Source organism: Bacillus sp. AR13-1 (assembly GCF_008042285.1).
Classification (GTDB): Bacteria; Bacillota; Bacilli; order Bacillales; family Bacillaceae_G; genus Bacillus_A; species Bacillus_A mycoides.
In genome coordinates this window covers 53931-77062 of the sequence record NZ_QNUA01000040.1, presented here as the reverse complement: position 1 = coordinate 77062, position 23132 = coordinate 53931, and the positions used below count along the sequence as shown (strand labels likewise).

Annotated in this window: 25 protein-coding genes and 1 pseudogene; 22 read left to right on the top strand and 4 right to left on the bottom strand. The window is 34.2% G+C overall.

Going from position 1 to position 23132, the window contains the following annotated elements:
* The first annotated feature begins 78 nt into the window (after positions 1 to 78).
* The 3 genes from pbpC to DN408_RS25185 all read left to right on the top strand — a co-directional run bounded on the left by pbpC (position 79) and on the right by DN408_RS25185 (position 3769).
* Complete coding sequence (gene pbpC / locus DN408_RS25195; protein ID WP_078179175.1) at positions 79 to 2064, top strand: penicillin-binding protein 3; 1986 nt, start codon at positions 79 to 81, stop codon at positions 2062 to 2064.
* Between the two features lie 238 nt (positions 2065 to 2302).
* Positions 2303 to 2938, top strand: a complete 636-nt coding sequence (locus tag DN408_RS25190) for an FMN-dependent NADH-azoreductase (RefSeq protein WP_012260865.1) — start codon at positions 2303 to 2305, stop codon at positions 2936 to 2938.
* A gap of 111 nt (positions 2939 to 3049) precedes the next feature.
* On the top strand, positions 3050 to 3769 hold the full coding sequence (locus DN408_RS25185) for a lysophospholipid acyltransferase family protein (RefSeq protein WP_002185951.1): 720 nt from the start codon (positions 3050 to 3052) through the stop codon (positions 3767 to 3769).
* 36 nt (positions 3770 to 3805) lie between these two features.
* Here DN408_RS25185 and trhA read toward each other — a convergent pair whose 3' ends face one another.
* On the bottom strand, positions 3806 to 4462 hold the full coding sequence (trhA, locus tag DN408_RS25180) for a PAQR family membrane homeostasis protein TrhA (RefSeq protein ID WP_002085872.1): 657 nt from the start codon (positions 4460 to 4462) through the stop codon (positions 3806 to 3808).
* 209 nt (positions 4463 to 4671) lie between these two features.
* Here trhA and DN408_RS25175 point away from each other — a divergent pair, with 209 nt between their 5' ends.
* From DN408_RS25175 to DN408_RS25160, 4 genes are all read left to right on the top strand, one after another.
* Positions 4672 to 4851, top strand: coding sequence for a twin-arginine translocase TatA/TatE family subunit (locus tag DN408_RS25175; RefSeq protein WP_002012719.1), 180 nt, complete (start codon positions 4672 to 4674; stop codon positions 4849 to 4851).
* 57 nt (positions 4852 to 4908) lie between these two features.
* Positions 4909 to 5649, top strand: a complete 741-nt coding sequence (gene tatC, locus DN408_RS25170) for a twin-arginine translocase subunit TatC (protein WP_033708120.1) — start codon at positions 4909 to 4911, stop codon at positions 5647 to 5649.
* A 328-nt stretch (positions 5650 to 5977) separates the two neighbouring features.
* Positions 5978 to 6229, top strand: a complete 252-nt coding sequence (locus tag DN408_RS25165; protein WP_002012715.1) for a DUF2535 family protein — start codon at positions 5978 to 5980, stop codon at positions 6227 to 6229.
* 153 nt (positions 6230 to 6382) lie between these two features.
* Complete coding sequence (locus tag DN408_RS25160; RefSeq protein WP_033707617.1) at positions 6383 to 7225, top strand: DegV family protein; 843 nt, start codon at positions 6383 to 6385, stop codon at positions 7223 to 7225.
* 176 nt (positions 7226 to 7401) lie between these two features.
* On the opposite strand, the gene DN408_RS25155 is transcribed toward DN408_RS25160, so the two are convergent.
* Positions 7402 to 8376 (bottom strand): MBL fold metallo-hydrolase, encoded by a 975-nt coding sequence (locus DN408_RS25155; protein WP_002065197.1) that lies wholly within the window; start codon positions 8374 to 8376, stop codon positions 7402 to 7404.
* A 335-nt stretch (positions 8377 to 8711) separates the two neighbouring features.
* Between DN408_RS25155 and DN408_RS25150 the strand changes: the two genes are divergently transcribed.
* Positions 8712 to 9299, top strand: a complete 588-nt coding sequence (locus DN408_RS25150) for an SCO family protein (RefSeq protein ID WP_002012710.1) — start codon at positions 8712 to 8714, stop codon at positions 9297 to 9299.
* 36 nt (positions 9300 to 9335) lie between these two features.
* On the opposite strand, the gene DN408_RS25145 is transcribed toward DN408_RS25150, so the two are convergent.
* Complete coding sequence (locus DN408_RS25145; RefSeq protein WP_002012708.1) at positions 9336 to 9803, bottom strand: Hsp20/alpha crystallin family protein; 468 nt, start codon at positions 9801 to 9803, stop codon at positions 9336 to 9338.
* 217 nt (positions 9804 to 10020) lie between these two features.
* On the opposite strand from DN408_RS25145, the gene asnB reads away from it, so the two are divergent.
* The 10 genes from asnB to DN408_RS25095 all read left to right on the top strand — a co-directional run bounded on the left by asnB (position 10021) and on the right by DN408_RS25095 (position 18662).
* Positions 10021 to 11922, top strand: coding sequence for an asparagine synthase (glutamine-hydrolyzing) (gene asnB / locus DN408_RS25140; RefSeq protein WP_002012706.1), 1902 nt, complete (start codon positions 10021 to 10023; stop codon positions 11920 to 11922).
* A gap of 91 nt (positions 11923 to 12013) precedes the next feature.
* Positions 12014 to 12373 (top strand): GNAT family N-acetyltransferase, encoded by a 360-nt coding sequence (locus DN408_RS25135; protein WP_033730134.1) that lies wholly within the window; start codon positions 12014 to 12016, stop codon positions 12371 to 12373.
* 45 nt (positions 12374 to 12418) lie between these two features.
* Entirely contained in the window at positions 12419 to 12754 is a 336-nt protein-coding gene (locus DN408_RS25130; protein ID WP_012260872.1) for a hypothetical protein, read from the top strand.
* 106 nt (positions 12755 to 12860) lie between these two features.
* A complete protein-coding gene (locus tag DN408_RS25125; protein WP_078178588.1) occupies positions 12861 to 13847 on the top strand; it encodes an N-acetylmuramoyl-L-alanine amidase in 987 nt (328 codons plus the stop codon).
* 234 nt (positions 13848 to 14081) lie between these two features.
* A complete protein-coding gene (locus DN408_RS25120) occupies positions 14082 to 15044 on the top strand; it encodes an ABC transporter substrate-binding protein (protein ID WP_002127211.1) in 963 nt (320 codons plus the stop codon).
* Between the two features lie 132 nt (positions 15045 to 15176).
* Positions 15177 to 16052, top strand: a complete 876-nt coding sequence (dat, locus tag DN408_RS25115) for a D-amino-acid transaminase (protein ID WP_078178587.1) — start codon at positions 15177 to 15179, stop codon at positions 16050 to 16052.
* 98 nt (positions 16053 to 16150) lie between these two features.
* The gene (locus DN408_RS25110) at positions 16151 to 16798 is read left to right on the top strand and encodes a nitroreductase family protein (RefSeq protein ID WP_002012699.1); all 648 of its coding nucleotides are present in this window, start codon (positions 16151 to 16153) and stop codon (positions 16796 to 16798) included.
* 260 nt (positions 16799 to 17058) lie between these two features.
* A complete protein-coding gene (locus tag DN408_RS25105; RefSeq protein ID WP_078178586.1) occupies positions 17059 to 17547 on the top strand; it encodes a putative periplasmic lipoprotein in 489 nt (162 codons plus the stop codon).
* 147 nt (positions 17548 to 17694) lie between these two features.
* On the top strand, positions 17695 to 17877 hold the full coding sequence (locus tag DN408_RS25100; RefSeq protein WP_235713853.1) for a hypothetical protein: 183 nt from the start codon (positions 17695 to 17697) through the stop codon (positions 17875 to 17877).
* 236 nt (positions 17878 to 18113) lie between these two features.
* Entirely contained in the window at positions 18114 to 18662 is a 549-nt protein-coding gene (locus DN408_RS25095) for a cysteine hydrolase family protein (RefSeq protein WP_078178585.1), read from the top strand.
* A gap of 35 nt (positions 18663 to 18697) precedes the next feature.
* Here DN408_RS25095 and DN408_RS25090 read toward each other — a convergent pair.
* Positions 18698 to 18817, bottom strand: a pseudogene (locus DN408_RS25090) (NUDIX hydrolase); the annotation flags it as partial.
* A gap of 287 nt (positions 18818 to 19104) precedes the next feature.
* Between DN408_RS25090 and DN408_RS25085 the strand changes: the two are divergent.
* The 4 genes from DN408_RS25085 to DN408_RS25070 all read left to right on the top strand — a co-directional run bounded on the left by DN408_RS25085 (position 19105) and on the right by DN408_RS25070 (position 23074).
* Complete coding sequence (locus tag DN408_RS25085) at positions 19105 to 19998, top strand: mechanosensitive ion channel family protein (RefSeq protein ID WP_002127215.1); 894 nt, start codon at positions 19105 to 19107, stop codon at positions 19996 to 19998.
* A gap of 167 nt (positions 19999 to 20165) precedes the next feature.
* Positions 20166 to 21284: a GAF domain-containing sensor histidine kinase gene (locus tag DN408_RS25080; RefSeq protein ID WP_078178584.1), complete on the top strand. Its 1119-nt coding sequence runs from the start codon at positions 20166 to 20168 to the stop codon at positions 21282 to 21284.
* 14 nt (positions 21285 to 21298) lie between these two features.
* Positions 21299 to 21934: a response regulator gene (locus DN408_RS25075; RefSeq protein ID WP_002127217.1), complete on the top strand. Its 636-nt coding sequence runs from the start codon at positions 21299 to 21301 to the stop codon at positions 21932 to 21934.
* Positions 21935 to 22219: 285 nt separating this feature from the next.
* Positions 22220 to 23074, top strand: a complete 855-nt coding sequence (locus tag DN408_RS25070) for a MurR/RpiR family transcriptional regulator (RefSeq protein ID WP_002012688.1) — start codon at positions 22220 to 22222, stop codon at positions 23072 to 23074.
* Positions 23075 to 23132: the final 58 nt, after the last annotated feature.

Here is a 23132-nt window from a genome sequence, read left to right as displayed (position 1 = left end):
AGTGCTATAATGAAAGGTAGCATGTGAAAAATGCTAAAATTTTCAAAAGTATTAATATAGAAAGAGGAGGAGAATCAGTTGAGAAAAATATGGGGGATTCTTTTTCTTTGCTTAACATTCATGTTAGTTGGATGTGGTAAAGAAGAAAAACCACAAGAAGCGTTTGATACATATGTAAAAGCATGGAATAAACAAAAATTTGCAGATATGTACGATCAATTATCAGAAAATGCAAAAAAAGATATTTCAAAGAAAGAGTTTACTGAGAAATATGAAAAAATTTATTCTGGTATTGGAGTAAAAGACTTAAAGGTAGAAACAGGGGAAGTAAAAGAAGATAAAAAAGATGAAGGCCCTGTTCCTTTTAAAGTAAGCATGGATACAGTTGGTGGTAAAATCACTTTTGGTCATGAAGCAAAAATGGTGAAAGAAAAAGATGGAGATAAAGAATCTTGGAAAATAGATTGGACACCTGATTTCATTTTCCCTGGCATGACAAAAGATAGTAAAGTACGTATGCAAACAACACAACCAAAACGTGGTGAAATATACGATCGTAATGGAAAAGGTCTTGCGACGAATGGGAAAGCTTCTGAGATTGGAATTATTCCAGAAAAATTAGATGAAACTGCTCCGCAAACGAAAGAAGCAGTAGCGAAGTTGTTAAATATGTCTGTAGAAGAGATTGATCAAAAACTAGCTGCGAAATGGGTAAAACCAGGGTATCTCGTACCAATTGGAATTTTGCCTGAGGGAGCAACGCAAAATACGTACATCGATTTACCAGGTGTTGCAGCAAAACCTGTAAATGTTCGTACATATCCGTTAGGGGAAGCAGCAGCGCATCTTACTGGTTATATCGGAAAAGTAAATGCTGAAGATTTAAAAACGCTTCAAAAGAAAGGCTATCAAGCCGATGAACCAGTTGGTAAGGCTGGATTAGAGCAAGTATTGGAAGAACAGCTACGCGGGAAAAAAGGTGGCCGTGTCTTCATGGAAGATGCACAGGGAAAAGAAATTAAAAATTTAGCGAAAACAGATGCTGTTGATGGAGAAAATGTAACTTTAACTATCGATAGTGTTGTTCAAGAAAAAACGTATAATGAAATGAAGGGAGAAGCTGGTTCAAGTGCGGCAATTAATCCGAAAAGTGGAGAAACAATTGCTCTTGTAAGTAGTCCAGCTTATAATCCTAATTTAATTGCACGAGGAACATCAAAAGCACAACGTGAGGCTTGGAATAATGATCCGAAAAAACCGATGACGAATCGATTTACACAATTATCGGTACCAGGTTCTGTATTTAAGCCAATTACAGGTGCAATTGGTCTTGAAACGAAAACAATCGATCCAAAAGAAGAATTGAAAATTGAAGGACTGAAATGGACGAAAGATTCTTCTTGGGGCAATTATTACGTAACACGTGTAAAAGATGCGAATCCGATTGATTTTGATAAGGCAATGAAATACTCGGATAATATTTATTTCGCACAAGAAGCTTTGAAAATTGGAAAAGATAAATTTATGGCTGAGGCGAAAAAATTCGGATTTGATGAGAAATTACCAATTGAATACGGATTCCCAGCTTCTAAAATCGCAAATGATGGCATAAAAAATGATATTCAAATGGCAGATACAGGATATGGACAAGGACAAGTCTTAATGACTCCTCTTCATTTAGCTTTAACGTATGCACCGATTGTAAATGATGGAAAGATTCCGTCACCGTATCTTATTAAAACAGATAAACAACCAAAAGTTTGGAAAGAGAACGTGATTTCTAAAGAAAATCAAGATATATTGAAAACGGCTTTAACGAAAGTAATTAACGATCCAGATGGTACTGGAAAAATTGCTAAAATTGATGGTATGACTCTTGCTGGCAAAACAGGTACAGCGGAATTAAAAGTATCCAAAGAGGCCGAAGGAAAAGAACTAGGCTGGTTCGCTGCATTTGATTTAAATTCACCAGATATGGTCATTACAATGATGATTGAAGATGTAAAAGGTAGAGGCGGAAGTAACATTCCAGCTGAAAAAGTGAAACATGTTTTTCAAAAGTAGTAATTGAAGAAGACTATCTCCATGAAATATGGAGATAGTTTTTTATTTGATTAAAACCTTAATATTTATATACAAAAACTAACTGAAATAATATAACTTATTAACTTACGAAAAAAAAGTAGCTATTTTTATTGACATCCATTAAAACTTTTTGTATTATACTTACATAAGGTAAGTTATTTACTATAAAATAATAAATCTCGAATTAAAGATAAAATAGAAAAAGGGAGATAATACAATGACAAAAGTACTATTTATTACAGCAAATCCAAATTCAGCAGAAGGTTCTTTCGGTATGGCAGTAGGGGAAGCTTTCATCGAAGCATATAAAAACGAACATCCACAAGACGAAGTTGTAACAATTGATTTATTCAATACAACTGTACCAGCAATCGATGCAGACGTATTCGCTGCTTGGGGTAAATTTGCAGCAGGCGAAGGATTCGAAGCTTTAAGTGAAAATCAGCAACAAAAAGTTGCAGCAATGAACAATAACTTAGAAACATTTATGCATGCAGATCGTTATGTATTCGTGACTCCAATGTGGAACTTCAGCTACCCAGCAGTAGTGAAAGCATACTTAGATAACTTATCAATCGCAGGTAAAACATTTAAATATACTGAAAATGGTCCAGTTGGCTTACTAGAAGGAAAAAAAGCACTTCATATTCAAGCTACAGGCGGCGTTTACTCTGAAGGAGCATACGCATCTATGGACTTCGGTCGCAATCATTTAAATGCAGTATTAGGATTCATGGGTGTATCAGACACTGAATATATTGCAGTTGAAGGAATGAATGCAAATCCTGAAAAAGCACAAGACATTAAAGAAGCAGCAATTGCAAGTGCACGCGAATTAGCAAAACGTTTCTAATATAGAAAACTTCAAAATGTCCAAACACTTGTTGTTTGGACATTTTTTCTTCTTTTTCCTTCGTTTGTCTAGTATAATGAAGGTCGGAATGATAATAGGTGGGGGTTCTGTATGATTCAAACGTTTTTTAAAATCTTTTATTTAATTTTAATCGTAATTGCGATTACACCAAGGTTGTGGCGTATAAAAAGAAAAGCAAATGCGATGTCACCGCAAGAAAAAGATAGTGTTGTGTATAAAACAACAAACTGGTTTGGTAAGAAAATGGTGCGTGTAACTGGATCGACTGTAGAAGTAAAGGGACTTGAAAATGTTCCAAAAGACAAGCCGGTGCTAGTTGTAAGTAATCATCAAAGTAATATGGATATTCCTGTTTTACTAGGTTACTTAAATAAGCCAATTGGATTCGTTTCAAAAGCGGAAATTAAAAAGTTTCCGGTTGTACCAACATGGATGGAACTAATGAATTGTGTGTTTATGGACCGCAGCGATCGCCGTCAATCTCTTAAGGCAATTAAAGATGGAATTGAACTATTAAAGAATGGACATTCTATCGTAATTTTCCCTGAAGGAACGAGAAGTAAGGGTGGCGAAATTGGAGAGTTTAAAGCGGGTAGTTTTCACCTAGCAGTAAAATCTGGTGTAGCAATCTTACCTGTAACGTTAGATGGTACATATAAAATGTTTGAAGCGAATGGAAATCGTATGAAACCAGCTCATGCAACAGTAACGATTTCTAAGCCAATTACACCTGAAGAATATGCAAGTATGGATGCTAAAGAGTTAACCCAGCATACAAAAGATATTATTGCATCTCAATTACATAAGTAATAAAAAAGTTTCAGCTTAAACAAGCTGAAACTTTTTTTATGCTGCGGGTAAGACATAAAACAGTACGCAGAAAAACATCATTGTACTACCGCCTAGTACGAAGAGATGCCAAATGGCATGATTGAACGGAAGCTTTTCCCAAAGGAAGAATATAGCTCCGACAGAATACAAAATGCCTCCTATTAATAGTAGTGAGAAGCCGTGACCGGTTAAATTTTCATAAAGGGGTTTAATGGCAACGATGATGAGCCAGCCCATAATGATATAACATAATGTTGATGTTTTAATAAAGCGACGAACAAAGAAGATTTTGAAAATAATGCCACCAATCGCAAGGGTCCAAATAATTGCGAGTAAAGTCCAACCGAGCGGACCACGCAGTGTAATGAGTAGAAATGGTGTATACGTGCCGGCAATTAATAAATATATGGCGGAGTGATCTAAAATGGTAAATAACTTTTCTACTTTTGGATGATGGATACTATGTAACAGTGTAGAAAATAAGTATAGCAAGAACATGCTTACACCATAAACGGTAAAGCCAACAACAGCAGATGCTGTGCCATGTTTGGAAGCATGAATAATTAATATGATTAAGGCAGGGATGCTTAAAATGGCACCGATACCATGGGTAATTGCATTCGCAATTTCTTCTTTTACAAATTGGGTCATTCTTTTAATTTTTTGCGTCATAATGTTAATTCCTTTCACTGTATTGAGATAAGTTATATTTTCCTTAACCATATCATATACAAAAGGAATAGAAAATGATATTCAATTGATTATATTTTCGAATTTTTTTGATAAAAGACAACGGATACATTGACGTTTACGAAATTTTTTGACAAAATGAACTTATGGAATAGTAGGACAAGGAATCTACTTATGAAGGGGATGGGGAAATGTTTTCAAATATTGGCTTTCCAGGGTTAATTTTAATTTTAGTAGCAGTGTTAATTTTATTTGGCCCAAAAAAGTTACCGGAAATTGGGAAAGCTTTAGGGGAAACGTTAAAAGAATTTAAAAAATCAACAAAAGAATTGACTGATGAGGCATTTCAAGAGAAAGAAAAAAATAAATAAATAAAAGAATATGCTGAAGTTTTTCTCGGAATGGATAAATAAAGTGTGGTGAACGAGATGGAAGATCGGGAAATGAGCGTAGTAGAACATATTGTTGAGCTTCGCAAACGAGTAATATATACAGTATTATCCTTTGTATTATTTTTAATTATTGGATTTACTTTTACGAAGGATATTTATTTTTGGCTTGTAAAAGATTTACCAATGAAATTAACTGTTCTCGGTCCAAGTGATGTGTTGTGGATTTTTTTCTCGATTGCTACAGTATTTGCTATCGTTTGTACAATTCCTTTTGCTGCGATACAAATTTGGTTATTTGTAAAACCAGGTTTACATCCCAATGAACAAAAAATGACATTAATGTATATACCGGTATTGTCTATATTATTTATAGCAGGCCTATCTTTCGGTTATTTTATCGTCATGCCATTTTTATTTCATTTCCTAACTACAATTGGTAATGAGATGTTTAATACGATGTTTACAACGGAAAAATATTTTCATTTCGTATTAAATTTAACAGTTCCGTTTGCTGTTATATTTGAATTACCTGTAGTTGTTATGTTTTTAACGAGTATAGGTCTTCTAACGGCAGAATTTCTTCAGAAAATAAGAAGATATGCTTATGTCGTGTTGATTATAATTGCATCATGTATATCGCCGCCAGATTTTTTATCACATAGTTTAGTAGCGGTACCGCTTATTTGTATTTATGAAATCAGTATCGCTTTATCAAAGATAGTTAGTAAACGAAAACAGAAAAGAGAAGAAATACAGTCGAAAAGTGCCTCGTTATAAAGGCACTTTTTAATTTATTTGTTATACTCTAGCTATAATTGTATACAATATATAGAAGGAAAAAATTATAGAATCTCCAAAATTTAGACAAACTTTTCATTTTTATAAGTTTATACTGAAGTTATCAAGCTATATATGGATAATAAGACTCCCGTCTCAAAGGATATATAGGACAGGGTTCGAATTAGGTGGATATAAATGAAGTATTAACTTCTAAATGGGGCAGCTTAAGGATATTTTAGTATTCATAGGAAACCTACACTAAAAAACGTGTTAAAGAATAAAGTGGAGGAAGTTCAAAAATCCAACGAAAAAGAGGATTGATATTGTGATTACGAAAAGTTTTTATTTCACTCATGCAACAGGGAATTGTATTAAAATATTTGAAATCCCTGTCCTACAAACACAGCATCCATTAGCGTTTCTAATTCAGTCTCGTCTTCAATTGTTTATTGCGAAAATTCAAAAACATAAAAACCCAAGATTCTCGTACTCTTTCCGTGAATATTTACAAAGTTGTTTGAAGTGGAATGATTATTCAAATGTATATAAGACAAATACTCTTGAAAAGAATGCATAATACACAGCAGGGACAGAGTTAGATAGGCTCTGTCTTTTTTATTTTAGGTATAAAAATATAATTAATTTGGTGAAATTCATTCGAAATTGTTGAAAGCATCGGGAATGCTAGTATAATAACAGGGAGAGCGTATTGGAAAGGGAAGAATATAATATGCAAAAAATTAAAATTGTAACAGATTCAACGGCAGATTTATCAAAAGATATAATTGAGAAGTATGATATTCATGTTTTACCATTATCTATTTCTGTAAATGGACAAACATACTTAGATCGTGTAGATTTGCAACCGGATGAATTTATTGAAGAAATGATTAAATCAGAAGAATTACCAAAAACATCACAACCGGCTATGGGTACATTTGTAGAAATGTATGACAAGCTAGGCGAAGATGGAAGTGAAGTACTTTCCATTCATATGACAGGTGGAATGAGCGGTACTGTCGCAACAGCGAATAGCGCTGCATCAATGACAGATACAAAAGTAACAGTTGTTGATTCTCAATTTATTACACATGCTTTAGCATATCAAGTAATTGAAGCGGCAAAAATGGCAAAAGAAGAATGCTCACTAGAAGATATTTTAAAACGTATTGATGAAGTAAGAAAGAATACTCGTTTATATGTTGTCGTAGATACATTAGAAAACTTAGTAAAAGGTGGACGCATCGGTAAAGGTAAGGCACTTATTGGTTCTTTACTTAATATTAAACCAATTGCAAGTTTAGAAGGCGGCGTATATAATCCGGTAACGAAAGTACGTAGCCAAGGGCAGATTGTAAAAACGTTGGCTAAACTATTCGAGGAAGATACTGCTGGAAAAGTGGTGAAAGCTGTTGCGATTCCACATGCTAAAGCAATTCCTTTAGCAGAAAGTGTAAAAGCTGCTGTTGAAAAAGTGAATGGATTCACTCAATCAGAGATTTTCTATACAACACCAGTTATCAGTACTCATACAGGACCAGGAGCAATTGGTTTTATGTATTTAGCAGAGTAATAAAAAAGATATTTTAAGTAGCTTTTTTATTATTTCAGGACAGAAAATAAGAAATGAGAAGGGCAATACAGGCGCTACCGCTAATTATATAGCGAGTCTGTAAATAATCTTTCATGGAAAACACCCTTTTCAATTTTTTAAAGTATATGATAAATTACTCGTAAAAATTAGTACTATTATACATGAGAAGTTTCTGTGATTTTTACTGGTTCTTTAACGGGGACAATAGGGCTATAAGTGAAAGTTTGACCTAAAAAGAGAACATGTAGCTGTTCCCACGGTAGCATTCGTAAATTCCAGTTATTTCGTAGTCGTGTTACTGCTTCCCTTGGTGTTTCATCTGCTAAAGCAAAAGTACCGTAGTGCATGGGAATGAAATGTGTAGCTTTTATATCTAGATAGGCTTGCACAGCTTCTTCTGGTGAAACGTGAGACACTTTCATAAACCATTCTGGTTCATAGGCACCAATTGGCATAAGTGCAATATCGATTGAAAAACGTTTGCCGATCTCTTTAAATCCTTGGAAATAACCACTATCACCACAAAAATAAATGGTTTCTGAAGAAGTCATATTATCAATGATCCACCCTCCCCAGTGAGAGGTGTTCATATCAAATAATGTTCTTCTCGTCCAGTGCTGGGCAGGTACGAAGTGAAAAGAGACTTCATCAATTGTTGTACTTTCCCACCAGTTGTATTCTTCTACATTGGTGAATTTTTTACGAGTAAATAATTTTTTTAGCCCAATAGGAACAAGGTATAAGGCATCATCATTTAGTTGACGAAGAGATGAAAAGTCTAAATGATCGTAATGACCGTGTGAAATAAGAACGATATCGATTTTAGGTAGTTCTTTTATAGTGAGCCCTGGCTCAGTAAGTCGTGGAACTAACTTTAATTTATTTGCCCATACTGGATCTGTTAAAATATTTAAGCCGTTCGTTTGAATGAGAAAAGTTGAATGACCAATCCATGTGACAGTCGTTTTTTCAAAGTTATTTAGTAGAAATTTACTTTGTTTAACAGGTGATTGTTCTACTAGAAAAGAAAAGTCTTTTTTGTTTTGCTTTCTCTCTTTACGCCAACGTAAGAAGGAGCGAATTGATTTTTTTGTACTTGCATTATCCATATTTTCATAGCGCTTTGCCATGAACATCACCTCATTTAAAATCGTTGTAGTTGTATTGTACCGAAATGTTGTTAAGGAATACAGTGTTTAACATGGATTAATGTTTAAGCAATTGTAAAAAAATAGGGGGATTTATTTACAAATTTAACAATGAACTTCGTTTCGCAAATAATGGTTAGAGAAATAATAGTAGTAAAATATATTTTGTCTAGTAATTCGCTTGAAATAAAGAAGTAACATACGTAAATTCGTACGATTTCGTGAACAAATGATGTAAACAATTTTCTCATAGTGTTTACTTTTGTTATGATATACATAACTTACATAAATTAAGGATAGAGAAGAGAGGTTTAATAATGAAGCGTTATCAAAAGTTAATTGGTCTTATGGTTGTATTTTGTCTCTTTGTACTTGCAGGTTGTAGCAGTTCAGGGTCAAAATTACGTAAACCGTTAAACTGGGATTTAGAAACTTTCCAATTTACAAATCAAGAAGGAAAGCCGTTTGGTACAAAAGATTTAAAAGGGAAAGTCTGGGTAGCTGATTTCATGTTTACAAGCTGTCAAACGGTTTGTCCGCCAATGACTGCTAATATGGCGAAATTACAGAAAATGGCTAAGGAAGAGAAATTAGACGTTCAGTTTGTTTCGTTTAGTGTAGACCCTGAACTTGATAAACCAGAAAATTTGAAAGCATTCATTCAAAAGTTTACAGAGGATACAAGTAATTGGAACTTGTTAACAGGTTATTCACTGGAGGATATTACAAAGTTTTCAAAAGATAACTTCCAATCGCTTGTAGATAAACCAGAGAATGGGCAAGTAATACACGGTACATCATTTTTCTTAGTCGATCAAAATGGAAAAGTAATGAAAAAATATAGCGGCATTAGCAATACGCCATACGAAGATATTATACGTGATATGAAGCGATTAGCTGATTAAAAAGAAGGGTGCTAAGCACCCTTCTTTTATTAGTATTCAGTCTATGGATAATATGTCATGCTGTTGTGGTAATTTCGGTGCGCGAATTTCTAATACACCGTTTTGATAAGAAGCTTTCGTTGCTTTTTTATTAATTAAATATGGTAACTTAATAATTCTTGACGCTTCTGAAATGGAACGTTCCCGGCGATAATAGTTATGAGATGTCTGTTCTTCTTCCGTCTCTTCAAGTATATCTTCTTTTACAGAGACTTTTAAGTATTCGCTTTGTATTTCAATTTGAATTTGTTCTTTTTGTATACCTGGTAGTTCGGCTGTAACGACGAGTTCGTCACCAACTTCGTATAAATCTACTGGGAATGTTAATAAACGGTTTCCTTTTTGGAAAAAATGATTTAAATCAGCAATTACGCCACGAAGAGGTGTTTGTTCGAAAAAATCATCAATTTGTTTTAAATAATTACGAACCGGTGGGCGAGAAGAATCTTTTTTTTCTTCACTCATGGTATTACCTCCTAGAAATCAATTTGCAATATCATATGACAAAAGCGGAGAAAGGTGAGTGCCTAGTTTTCATGTTTTCATAAAAAAATGTTAAAAATGTGAAATGGAGTGAGTTTTTTATAGTTTTTGGTCGCCATATTCAGTTGATTATGCTAGTATAAATAGGGTTGATATAGTAGTATTGAGACAGAATGAAAACTGAAAGAGGGTAAGAAGTATGTGTGGTTTTGTAGGATGTTTATGTGAAAACCCTAGAGAGTTTTCAGAAACAGAAAAACATCAATTTGAAAATATGAACACGATGATTTTCCACCGCGGTCCAGATGACGAAGGATATTTTCGTGATGAACATGTACAATTTGGCTTCCGCCGTTTAAGTATCATTGACTTAGAGGCAGGACATCAGCCGTTAACTTATGAAAATGATCGATATGTAATTATTTTTAATGGTGAAATTTACAATTATGTAGAACTACGTGAAATGTTACTTGAAAAAGGTGCAACTTTTGCTACACAATCTGATACAGAAGTTATCATTGCATTGTATGCACATATGAAAGAAAAATGTGTAGACTACCTTCGTGGTATGTTCGCATTTATGATTTGGGATCGTGAAGAAAAGACACTTTTCGGTGCACGTGACCACTTCGGTATTAAGCCTTTATACATCGCACAACAAGGTGATACTACATTCTTCGCATCTGAGAAGAAAAGTATTATGCATGTAATGGAAGACAAAGGGGTAAACCCAAAGTCACTACAACACTACTTTACGTACCAATATGGTCCAGAGCCAGAAACATTAACAATTGATGTTAACAAAATTGAGCCTGGTCATTACTTCGTAAAAGAAATCGGTAAAGAGATGGAAATCCATCGCTACTGGAATCCTTATTTCAACGCTTCAAGCGCAACGAAAGAGGAGCATATCCAAGCAATTCGTGATGTATTATACGATTCTGTAAAAGTACATATGCGTAGTGATGTACCAGTAGGTTCTTTCTTATCTGGTGGTATCGATTCATCTATTATTGCTTCTATCGCAAGAGAAATGAATCCAAATCTATTAACATTCTCTATTGGTTTCGAACAACGTGGTTTCAGTGAAGTTGATGTTGCGAAAGAAACTGCTGAGAAATTAGGAGTTAAAAACCATAACGTATTCATTACAGCGCAAGAATTTATGGATGAGTTCCCAAAAATCATTTGGCATATGGATGATCCTTTAGCGGATCCAGCAGCTGTACCATTGTATTTCGTTGCGAAAGAAGCGCGTAAACACGTAACGGTTGTTCTTTCTGGTGAAGGTGCAGACGAGTTGTTTGGTGGATATAACATTTATCGTGAGCCAAACTCGTTAAAAATGTTCTCTTACATTCCTAGCCCAGGAAAGAGTGTTCTAAAGGCATTAAGTGGTGCTCTTAAAGAAGGGTTTAAAGGAAAAAGCTTCTTAGAGCGTGGATGTACGCCAATCGAAGAGCGTTACTATGGAAATGCGAAAATCTTCCGTGAAGAAGAGAAAGCTGAATTAATGAAGTATTACGATGAAAGTGTTAACTATATGGATATCACGAAACCATTGTATAACGAAATTAAAGATTATGATGATGTAAGTAAAATGCAGTACATTGATATGTTCACATGGTTACGCGGCGATATTTTATTAAAAGCTGATAAAATGACGATGGCAAATTCATTAGAACTTCGTGTACCGTTCTTAGATAAAGAAGTATTTGACGTTGCATCTAAAATTCCGACAGAATTTAAAATTGCAAACGGAACAACGAAAGCTATATTACGTGAAGCTGCTCGTGGAATTGTTCCGGATCACGTGTTAGATCGTAAAAAGCTTGGATTCCCAGTACCAATTCGTCACTGGTTAAAAGATGAAATGCACGATTGGGCTGTAAATATTATTAAAGAAAGCAAAACTGAGCATTTAATCGAAAAACAGTATGTATTAAACTTACTGGAAGCACATTGTGCAGATAAAGGCGATTATAGCCGTAAAATTTGGACTGTACTTGCGTTTATGGTATGGCATCAAATTTATGTTGAGCATAAATACGATACGAATAAGTTCCACGAAGAAACAAAGCGTGCGTATAGCTTAGTTTAATAAAAAACCTTAAGGTCGCATTCGATCTTAAGGTTTTTTTCATAAATTGCATTTATTATTGATACAATAATAGTAAAAGGATGGACAACATATGATTACGTTTGAGAAAGTAAATACAGAAAATGAAAGCGCTGTAAAAGAAATGTTTCACTCACACAGCTTAGATGAGAAAAAGGTTCAGTATTGTGTAAAGGTTGATGATACATATATTGGCGTAATAGATTATAGCGTTCAAGAAGAGAGTGCTATTTTGTCACAGTTAATTATTCATTTTGATTATCAAGGTTATGGATACGGGACAAATACGTATTTTACATTTGAAGAAATGATGAGACAGAGAAATGTGAAAGAAATAAAAGTATTGCAAGAGATGTTTACGGAACAAGCTAAATCTTTCATAGAGGGATCTGGTTTTATTGAGGAAAATGGAATATATGTAAAGAAAATATAGTGAATATTGATTAGGTGATGATATGAATATAAGGTAGGTGGACGTATGACGATAACTTCTGGTCTTGTATTAGTTGGAGGTTGTTTTATAGTAGCAGAACTATGCCAGACTTTTATTCGGAAAAGAATGTATAAGAAGAGAAGACCATATGAATTACAATATATTCCCGTATTTTTAATTTTGTTTTGTATGCTATTTGTATTGCAAAACATAACGTATTTCCCACCTCTTTTGAACATCTTTTTGAAGTTTGGGTTGCTATATAGCGGCGGTGGGATATTTCTTTTATTTCTTTTATTTTGCATACGTTACATCCATTATCAATCGTATATATTCATTTTAAATTGGCTAAAGCAAAGCGATAGAAACCGCCTTACATAAGGGGGTTTTTTTATTTGTACTTGTAACGGAACTTGTACAATTAACATAAAATAGGACGAGTAGAAATGAAAGCTTATTACAATAAAGAAAGGAACGAAAAAGATATATGAAACTTGTTATAGACGCAGGGCATGGTGGATATGATTCTGGTGCTGTTGGTAATGGGTTAGTGGAAAAAGAGTTAACACTTCAAATTGCTAGACGTGTGCGAGATATTTTATCTGCAAATTATCCAATCAATATTAAAATGACACGTGATAGTGATGTGTTTATCTCTTTATCAGAACGTGCTAATATTGCTAATTCATTTGGTGCAGATTATTTTATCTCATTTCACATTAATAGTGGCGGTGGAACTGGATTTGAAAGTTATATTTACAACGCGCTATCTAATAGTAGTTCCGCATATGAAAAGCAACAAAAAATGCATGCATCAGTCAATCCTGTATTAACAAAATACGGTCTTCGTGACCGAGGAGCCAAAAAAGCAAATTATGCGGTACTAAGAGAGACTGCAATGGATGCAATTTTAACAGAGACTGCCTTTATTGATACAACGTTTGATGCTAATTTATTGAAAAATCCACAATTTATCGAAGATCTAAGCCAAGCGTATGCAAACGGAATAGCAGCTATTTTTGGAGTAGCTCCAAATCCGAATCCTCCAAATCCACAACCAACACCACAAACGAAGGGGATTGCCTATATACTTGGGAAAAATGTGAATTTAAGAAGTGGCCCATCAACGTCTTCTTCAGTTATTCGTCAACTAAACGCCCCAGAATCGTATGTCGTATATCAGGAAAGTAACGGATGGTTAGACTTAGGAAATGGACAATGGGTGTATAATGACCCTTCGTACATTAATTTTGTAAAGACGAGCAATAGTGATGGAAGTCCAATTGGTGTCGCTTATATACAAGGAACGAATGTGAACTTAAGAAGTGGTCCATCAACATCTTCTTCAGTTATTCGTAAATTAAATAATCCAGAATCTTATTTAGTATATATTAATCAAAACGGTTGGTTGAACCTTGGTGGAAATCAATGGGTGTATAATGATCCATCATATATTAAATATAATCAATATTAGGAAATGAGTTTATAATGTAATACGAATGCGTATTTATGTATAACGTAGATACGCATTTTAAGAACGTTTATTATTTTCATACTTATACACTTTATTTTAAAAATAAACATTTGAATAGCGGATAGAATCTAAAATGTATATATTGAAAAAGTTTTCTGATATACATTGACAATGTATGTAATATACATTAATCTTTAATTGTTAATGATAATCGATTTCATCTAGGGAGGACATATGGTACATAGTAAAAAAATATTTATGTTCTGCATTATGATACTTATGGTAATAATCGCAGGGTGTAGCAAAGAAGAGAAAAAAGAAAATGATACATCGGCTAAAGCAAAAGATTCGTATACTGTAAAGCATGCAATGGGTGAAACAACAGTAAATGGTACACCTAAAAAAGTAGTTGTTTTAACAAATGAGGGTGCGGAGGCGCTTTTAGCTGTCGGAGTAACACCAGTTGGAACTACAAAACCACGTGCTGGTGATGAATGGTATCCTCATTTAGCGAAAGATTTAAAAGATACGAAAGTTGTAGGTACTGAGCGTGATATTAATTTAGAGGCAGTTATGAAGCTTAAGCCAGATTTAATTATCGGGAATAAAATGCGTCATGAAAAAATATATGAGCAATTGAACGAAATAGCGCCAACTGTGTACGCTGAAACATTGCGCGGGGATTGGAAAGAAAACTTTACACTCTATACAAAAGCTGTAAATAAAGAAAAAGAAGGGCAAAAGGCTCTTGAAGATTATAAAAAACGTATTGAAGGAATGAAAGAGAAGTTAGGAGATAAATTGAATTCTAAAGTTTCTATTATTCGCTTCGTACCAGGTGACGTTCGTATTTATCAGAAAAACTCATTCTCAGGTGCTGTTTTAAATGATATTGGATTTAAGCGACCACCACTACAAGATAAAGATGAGTTTGCGATAAAAGGAATTACAAAAGAGCAAATTCCGAATATGGATGGGGACTACATATTCTACTTCACATCTGATAAAGATGCGGATAAGAATAACGAAGGAACCACGTTAGCAAAAGAATGGACAGAAGACCCACTCTTTAAGCAGCTGCAGGCTTCTAAAGACAATAAAGTATTCCAAGTGGATGAAGTAATTTGGAATACAGCAGGCGGTATTAAAGCTGCAAACTTAATGCTAGATGATATTGAAAAATATTTTTTGAAATAAATGAATGGTTGAGTGCATCACTTTAAATAGGTGATGTACTTTTTTTGTTTAGTTAAATACAGAAAATTCCTTCTTTTAAGTGTGGATAAGTTGTACAATAAAACCAATCATGGAATAAAGGAGTGGAAAGGAATGAAAGCTACTCATAAAGATTGGATTTTGTTTAACGGAAGAATTGTAAATACGAAAGAAGAACAGCCGATGGTTGCGTTGGAAGAGCGAGGACTCCAATTTGGTGATGGTATATATGAAGTATTTAGGCTATACGATGGGAAGCCTCATTTATTAGACTTACATTTGGAACGCTTTTTTAAATCTATGAGGGAAATAAATATTGTTCCGCCGTTTACAAAGGAAGGGTTAGTTGAAGAACTTCATCAAATGATTGAAAGAAATCAATTTCAAGAGGATGGGAATGTGTATCTTCAAATATCACGTGGAGCTCAAGCTCGAAATCATGTGTATGAAAAAGATTTACAGCCAACATATTTTGCGAATATTGTTTTGTTTCCAAGACCTACCGCTACTATGGAACAAGGAATAAAGGTTACTGTAGAAGAGGATATACGCTGGAAGTTCTGTCATATAAAATCTTTAAACCTTCTACCTAATATCATGATTAAAAATAAAATAAACGAGCAAGGGTATCAAGAAGCGATATTAGTACGAGATGGAGTTGTAACAGAAGGGTGTCATTCGAATTTCTTTATGGTGAAAAATAATAAATTAATTACACATCCGGCCGATAATTTCATTCTACATGGCATTACTCGTCACTACGTTATTACATTAGCGAAAGCTTTACATATTGAAGTAGAAGAGCGTGAATTCTCATTGCAAGAAGTATACGAGGCTGACGAATGTTTCTTTACAGCGACACCACTTGAAATATTCCCTGTTGTTCAAATTGGTGATGAGAAGTTTGGAAGCGGAGAAAGAGGACCAATTACGAAAAAACTACAAGCTGCATATGAAGAAAGTATTAGTTTGTTTAAAGTGACAAATTAATAATGAGGGAAAAAGCTGGTATTCCCCCAGCTTTTTTTCATGATATAATTCAACCATAGGACAAGTTTTGAAAACGCTGTAAAAAGGGGATTTAATATATGAATTATGAAGATTTTAAAGAAGTAATTCACGGTAGACGAAGTGTTAGAAAGTTTACAGAACAAGAAGTATCCACTAGTGATATAAAAGAAATTATTGATTGTGCTCGTTATGCACCGAGTGATACGAACTCACAAACGTGGGAGTTCTTGGTCATTATGAACAGAGAGAAAATTAAAGAAATTGAACAAATGACATGGGATGCATTACATAAACTTGCGGCAAAAGCAGCAGAAAATGGAGAAGAGAAAGCAGGGAAATTACTTACACGTTCTTTCGGTCCATATGCGACAGCTTTCTCTGAGGCGCCAGTATTAATCGTATGTTTGGCAACACCATATGAATCAAAGTTTCGTGAAAAGATATTTGATCCAATTGCCTTCGTTCCTGATTCAGTATGGGAAGAGGAAGGAATTAAGAGTAGCTGTTTAGCAGCACAAAACTTAATGTTGGCTGCCCATGCGAGAGGACTAGGTACCTGTCCAATGACAGGACCTGTATTATTAGCTCAAGATGAACTGCGACAATATTTACAAATTGAGCCTCAAAAACAAATTAATATGGTAATTTCACTCGGGTTTCCGAAAGATAAGCCGAAGAAACTTTCGCGAAAAGAAGTTGATGAGATCACAACATTTATTTTCTAAATGTTATGTAGAAAAGACATTGAAATGACAATGTCTTTTTATTTTGAATGGATATTTTTTTAGTAAATTGGGCTAAAATGATGAATAGAGTGGAATTACTATTTATTTCTTTAAAAAAATTAATGTTCTTAAAATGAAAGTATGGTACAGTAATCGTGAGCAAGCTAATATTTGTTCATGAAAGTGTTAAAAACTAGTTTTAAAATCAAGAAGTTATTTTTGTATAATAAATTATAATGAAATAACAGGGGGAATGAATTTTGAAGAAATTCATAATCGCTGGATTGTCTGTATTGTTATTAGTAGGCTGTGGTACTCCAAAGGAAAAAGAGGATGCACAGTCAAACCAGGAAGAACAAGTTGTAAATGCAAGTGATGAGAATATGGTCGTATTTCCTGAAGGAGCAGTGCCAATCGGAGAAGGGAAAGTAAAAGTAACTACTCCAGATGGTACTTCTGAAAATGGCAATATACCAACTGTATTCATAAAAAAGGATACTTTAATTCAGCAAGTCGAATTAGAACTTTCCAATTTTCAAAACGATAAAGAAACATTTGTATTTGTAGATCAAATATTTGCAGATAAACATCAAGTAACTAGTACAACACAGACAACAGTACAATTAAAAGAAAAGACGCTTGAGACAGGTAGTCATACGATTACCGCAGCTCAGTTTGAAAACAATGACCCAAAAGGAAAAGTCATTAGCTTGAATCAAGCGATGTTTGAAACGAAGCCTGCGTCTTAATATGGAAAAAAGTACATTACTCAAAAGTAGTGTACTTTTTAGTTTGGATTGAATTATGTCATTGAGAATAATTTGTTTCACTTTCTAGTACGAATGAATAGAAAGAACTTATTCTTTACTATCATGTAAGAGGAAGGGATTGAAAGTTTGAAACGAGTTATTCGTATTTTCTTATTTATTATAATGTTTTCGGTCATTTGGTTTACTTTACAAGAGGCGGTTGAAGTTACGCTCAATTATCACATTCATGACTTGTTAATTGGAGCTGTATGTTTTGTCATTGTGTATCGGTTTTATCCCGCCTTAACGGACAATAAGAACCCCACCTAAAAATTCGGCACATGCGAGGAAGTTAGGTGGGAGATCAACTTGCCCGTAAAAGCCCGATTAGTGAAGGATAATACCCCCCTATGATTAAAGTTACGCTTTATGATAAACTCGGATTAAGGTAAGTATTGAGTTGGAAATGTAGGGATTTCATTTGAAATGTCGAATAGTACATACGATGTCGTAATAACAAATTTTCTATTGTTTACTGTGAAACAGAAGAAGGAGAGATTGTAGTTATGAAAAGAGCTCTTATAAATATTGATTATACATATGATTTTGTAGCTGAAAAAGGTGCTTTAACATGCGGGAAACCAGGTCAAGAAATTGAGAAGGAACTTGTAAGTGTAACGAAACAATTTATTGAAAAAGGTGATTACGTAGTATTTGCGATCGATAAACATGAAGACAATGATGTATATCATCCAGAAGCGAAATTGTTTCCGCCTCATAATATAGCAGGTACAAATGGAAGAGACTTATTTGGTGAATTACAAGATGTATACGATAAATATAAAAATGCAGAGAATGTATACTATATGGACAAAACACGTTACAGTGCTTTTGCAGGAACAGATCTAGAAATGAAGCTAAGAGAAAGAGGAATAGAAGAAGTTCATCTTGTAGGTGTATGCACAGATATTTGTGTTCTTCATACGGCAGTAGATGCTTATAATAAAGGATTTAAAATTGTTGTATATGAAAAGGCAGTTGCATCTTTTAATGCGCAAGGACATGAGTATGCACTTGGACATTTTAAATCTTGTTTAAATGCAGAAGTGAAGTGAAAAAAAGAGGCCTTCAAAAGGTCTCTTTTTCACATTTAAATAGAGACGACTTGCTGTTGAATTAACTTTTTAATGAACGGGCTAATCTTTTCTGGTAGCCCATTTAAATCAAAAAATTGTACATGTAATGATTTAGCTTCGTCTGCTTTTAACGAGGTGAGTATTGCGGACTTAAAAGAAAGTCGTTTATAAAAAATTCTATTGTAATATCCCTTTAGAGGATTAAAAAGGGTTATAGTAAATAGAAAAGAACATCTGAAGTTGAAAGATTGATTAAAGGGTTATATTGTTGAAGATGAACAATGAATACAAATACATAGTTAAGAAAGTACGATTTAAGATCAGGATAAAAGATGTTTCGAAAACAAGTGTTGAGATGATAAATGCGTATTTAAAATATAGTAGCTTTGTATGAAATTTTTATTAGTAAGGAAGTGGATGGATGAGTTTATTAACGTATACTGAAGAGTTTTTTAATTATGTAAGGGAATTTTTACTTTTAAGGTTTTTACTATTTGCTTTAGTTCTTATCATTATTTCTTTTGTTATAAATCGCATTATTGATTGGTTTTTTAGAAAATCAAGCTTTTTTGATGAAGAGGTAGAGCAGACAATTCAAAGTGTAATTCGATCTATTTTTAGGTATATCATTATCATCAGTCTTATCATATATTTAATTAGTCAATTTGTAGATATAAAAAGTATTATTGCAGGTGCAGGGATAGCGGGAGTTGTCATCGGTTTTGCTGCACAACAGATGCTAAAAGATGTAATATTAGGCTTTGCAAGATTAGCGGACAAAGAGTTCCGTGTTGGCGATTTTGTTACTTTTAACGGAACAAATTCAGGAACCATTGAGGAAATTAGTATTCGTTTTATGCAAATTCGTGAATGGTCAGGAAAACTCCTTACCATACCACACGGAGAGATTAGAACGATACAAAATTTTAATAAAGGATGGATGCGAGTTATTGAACGCATCACGGTAAGTTATCAGGAAGATCCTACAAGAGTTAAGGAATTGTTAGAAGAAGTGTGTGTTATTTGTAATGAAAAATTGGATCAAGGTCTTTATAGAGTAGATGATGAAGCTGTTGAACCATTTAAATATGTTGGAGTTACAGACTTAAATCCTAATCTTAAATATGTTGGATATGAATTTTGTATTACAGGTTTGATTAAACCGGAAGATTATTTTGAAACTTCTAGACAAGTAAGATTTGAATTAATGTCTATTTTTCATAAAAATCAAGTGCAAATGCCAGCAGCGAATATGTTCGTTAACACTGAAAGTTTACAGAATATCCATGTGGGACAATCTTTATCAGACAGTTAATGAAAACTAGCTAATTTCTGTTTTGGTTTAGAATTTAGATTTGTAAATCAGTAGATTTGAATGAACTGTATGGGATATCTCCGAAAAAAGAGCTGAAGGAATTCGGTTCTTTTTTGTTTGTAGTATTTTGAAATTTCTTAATGTTATAATGGTAGTTGGTGATGAGAATGAACATAGATGAAAAAGAGATGCATCGTTTAGAGGCATTAAAAGAAATTGCTGAGTTACTAAATGAAGCAACAAACTTACAGGAAATGTTAGGAAAAGTATTACATACATTATTACAAGTTATGAATTTACAAACAGGGTGGATATTCTTTATTGATGAAAGTGGAAAGCATCGTATACTTGTAGACCAAAACTTACCCCCAGCTCTTACGTGGCAGGAAAAGAAGCCGATGTGTGAAGGCGATTGTTGGTGTGTAGAACGTTTTGTGAATGGAAGATTGGAAAAAGCAACAAATATTATTGAATGTAAACGAATAGAGGATGCGATTGAATGTAATTGGGGCGAGACAGAAGATGTTACACATCATGCGACAATCCCGCTAAGATCTGGATCAGAGAAATTTGGTCTATTAAATGTAGCCTCGCCTCATAAAACACATTTTTCAGAGGAGGAGTTAGCGTTATTAGAAGCGATTGCATTTCAAATTGGAACGACAATACAACGTATTCAATTAGTTGAGAAAGAACGAAAATATGTAGTTGTAGCTGAAAGAAATCGATTGGCTCGTGATTTACATGATTCTGTTAAACAATTGTTATTTTCAATTATGCTAACAGCGAAAGGGACTCTAAATATGACGAAGGATAGAGACTTGCAAGAGATGTTAAGTTATATTGGAGAATTATCACAGGAAGCATTACAAGAGATGACACTTTTGATTTGGCAATTAAGGCCTGAAGGATTAGAGAAAGGTTTAGCAGAAGCGATTCAAAATTACGGAAAACTGTTAGGGATTCAAGTGGAAGTTCGAATTGATGGAATGGTTTTAATTGAAGATGAAATAGAAGAAGTTTTATGGCGTATAAGCCAAGAGGCATTACATAATTGTAAAAAACATGCCTCATGTGAAAAAGTATGTGTTCATTTAAGGATAGAAAATAATAAGTTGCATTTTTACATAGAAGATAACGGAATAGGATTTATACAGGATCAAGTAAGAGAGTCAGCACTTGGCTTGAAAAGCATGAAAGAACGAATTGAATTAATGAGGGGAATTTTTCGAATAAAAGCAGAACCGGAAAAGGGGACAAAGATAGAAATTCAATTACCGGTTTGAGAGGGAGAACGTCAGTGAAAATTAAATTATTACTTGTAGAAGATCATCATATCGTTCGAAGGGGACTCGTATTCTTTTTGAAGACGAGAGAAGAATTTGAAATTATTGGGGAAGCAGCAAATGGTGAAGAAGCATTAACATTCGTCCAAGCAGAAAGGCCAGATGTAGTATTAATGGATTTATCAATGCCGAAAATGGATGGTATTGAAGCGACAAAACGTATAAAACAATACGATGAGACAATAAAAATTCTTATGCTCAGTAGTTTTTCAGAACAAGATTACGTTTTACCAGCATTAGAAGCTGGGGCAGATGGTTATCAATTAAAAGAAGTGCAGCCAGATCAACTCGTTGCGTCAATCGTTGCGGTATATCAAGGAAATGCAAATTTTCACCCGAAAGTAACACCAGCACTATTAGGACGATCAGCAGTCAAGAAAGAAAAAGAGAATCCTTTTTCTATGTTAACAAAAAGGGAGCAAGAAGTACTTCGTGAAATTGCGAAGGGAAGAAGCAATAAGGAGATTGCAGCAGAACTTCATATTACAGAACAAACTGTGAAAACACACGTTTCTAACGTATTGGCTAAATTGGAAGTAGATGATCGTACACAAGCTGCCTTATACGCAGTAAAGCATGGGGAAAACTAGAAATAAGTATGAATAATTGTGTCATATATTACGGTAGAATACATAGGAGCAAATAAAATGTATAGAGATGCCGAATAAAGGTTTTTCTTCTTTCAATAATTAGGTACAATAAAGTGAAACTTTAATCAGTGGGGGGCCATCCCCACTGATTATTAGTTGAACCAATCGGGTTTTTACGGGCAGTTGATCTCCCACCTAACTCCCTTGCATTCATCGAATTTTGAGGTGGGAGTCTTACTGCCCGTTAATACGGGATAAAGCTACTATGGAAGGGGAAGATACGCTATGCCTGGTACAAAAAGTGGGATTGGAAAGATTCAGGCTTCGTTAAATGGTTTATCACCGAAATTACGAAGTATTGCCGAACATATTTTGAAACATCCACAAGATGTTGTACATAAATCGATTACGGAATTAGCGGAAGTTACGAATAGTTCCGAAGCAACGATATTCCGCTTATGCAAACACTTAGGTTTTCAAGGGTTCCAAGACTTGAAAATTACATTAGCTCGTGAGATTGTACATACCCCGATGCAAAATATTCATGAGGAAGTATCGGTAGAAGATAATATTGTCACTGTTGCTAAAAAAGTTTTTCATTCACATATTACAGGACTGCAAGATACATTACATTTGTTAAACGATAACGCGTTGGAACAGGCAGTAAGTGCGCTGAATGAAGCGAAACGAATTGAGTTTTATGGAAATGGTGGTTCAGGTATTATTGCGATGGATGCTTATCATAAGTTTATGAGAACGGGTATTTCTTGTATTGCTCATACGGATTCGCATTTTCAAATTATGGGAGCTGGCTTGTTGACAAAAGAAGCGGTGGTCATTGCAATTTCTCATTCAGGCAGTAATAAAGGTTTACTTGAAGCGTTAGAAGTAGCGAAAGCAAGAGGGGCCAAAATTATTGCGATTACGAGCTATCAAAAATCGGCATTAAGCCAACTTGCTCATATAACATTATATACTTCGACGCGTGAGACGGAATTTCGTACAGAAGCAAGTTCGTCACGATTAGCGCAGCTTAGTTTATTAGATACTTTGTATGTGGGATTGTCATTGCAGCGACAAGAGGAAACACTACAAAATTTACAAAGTATACGTGAAACTATTTCGATGAAGCGAATATAAAGGGCTCTTATCTATTTATATTTAGGTTAGATAGGTTAAGTAGTTGATAATAAAAGGA

What these genes read in the sequence shown, in the direction of transcription:
- DN408_RS25190 (WP_012260865.1), top strand. Translation starts at nt 2,303, where the DNA reads ATGACAAAAGTACTATTTATTACAGCAAATCCAAATTCAGCAGAAGGT.
- DN408_RS25185 (WP_002185951.1), top strand. Translation starts at nt 3,050, where the DNA reads ATGATTCAAACGTTTTTTAAAATCTTTTATTTAATTTTAATCGTAATT.
- trhA (WP_002085872.1), bottom strand. Translation starts at nt 4,462, where the DNA reads ATGACGCAAAAAATTAAAAGAATGACCCAATTTGTAAAAGAAGAAATT.
- DN408_RS25175 (WP_002012719.1), top strand. Translation starts at nt 4,672, where the DNA reads ATGTTTTCAAATATTGGCTTTCCAGGGTTAATTTTAATTTTAGTAGCA.
- tatC (WP_033708120.1), top strand. Translation starts at nt 4,909, where the DNA reads ATGGAAGATCGGGAAATGAGCGTAGTAGAACATATTGTTGAGCTTCGC.
- DN408_RS25160 (WP_033707617.1), top strand. Translation starts at nt 6,383, where the DNA reads ATGCAAAAAATTAAAATTGTAACAGATTCAACGGCAGATTTATCAAAA.
- DN408_RS25155 (WP_002065197.1), bottom strand. Translation starts at nt 8,376, where the DNA reads ATGGCAAAGCGCTATGAAAATATGGATAATGCAAGTACAAAAAAATCA.
- DN408_RS25150 (WP_002012710.1), top strand. Translation starts at nt 8,712, where the DNA reads ATGAAGCGTTATCAAAAGTTAATTGGTCTTATGGTTGTATTTTGTCTC.
- DN408_RS25145 (WP_002012708.1), bottom strand. Translation starts at nt 9,803, where the DNA reads ATGAGTGAAGAAAAAAAAGATTCTTCTCGCCCACCGGTTCGTAATTAT.
- asnB (WP_002012706.1), top strand. Translation starts at nt 10,021, where the DNA reads ATGTGTGGTTTTGTAGGATGTTTATGTGAAAACCCTAGAGAGTTTTCA.
- DN408_RS25135 (WP_033730134.1), top strand. Translation starts at nt 12,014, where the DNA reads ATGATTACGTTTGAGAAAGTAAATACAGAAAATGAAAGCGCTGTAAAA.
- DN408_RS25130 (WP_012260872.1), top strand. Translation starts at nt 12,419, where the DNA reads ATGACGATAACTTCTGGTCTTGTATTAGTTGGAGGTTGTTTTATAGTA.
- DN408_RS25125 (WP_078178588.1), top strand. Translation starts at nt 12,861, where the DNA reads ATGAAACTTGTTATAGACGCAGGGCATGGTGGATATGATTCTGGTGCT.
- DN408_RS25120 (WP_002127211.1), top strand. Translation starts at nt 14,082, where the DNA reads ATGGTACATAGTAAAAAAATATTTATGTTCTGCATTATGATACTTATG.
- dat (WP_078178587.1), top strand. Translation starts at nt 15,177, where the DNA reads ATGAAAGCTACTCATAAAGATTGGATTTTGTTTAACGGAAGAATTGTA.
- DN408_RS25110 (WP_002012699.1), top strand. Translation starts at nt 16,151, where the DNA reads ATGAATTATGAAGATTTTAAAGAAGTAATTCACGGTAGACGAAGTGTT.
- DN408_RS25095 (WP_078178585.1), top strand. Translation starts at nt 18,114, where the DNA reads ATGAAAAGAGCTCTTATAAATATTGATTATACATATGATTTTGTAGCT.
- DN408_RS25085 (WP_002127215.1), top strand. Translation starts at nt 19,105, where the DNA reads ATGAGTTTATTAACGTATACTGAAGAGTTTTTTAATTATGTAAGGGAA.
- DN408_RS25080 (WP_078178584.1), top strand. Translation starts at nt 20,166, where the DNA reads ATGAACATAGATGAAAAAGAGATGCATCGTTTAGAGGCATTAAAAGAA.
- DN408_RS25070 (WP_002012688.1), top strand. Translation starts at nt 22,220, where the DNA reads ATGCCTGGTACAAAAAGTGGGATTGGAAAGATTCAGGCTTCGTTAAAT.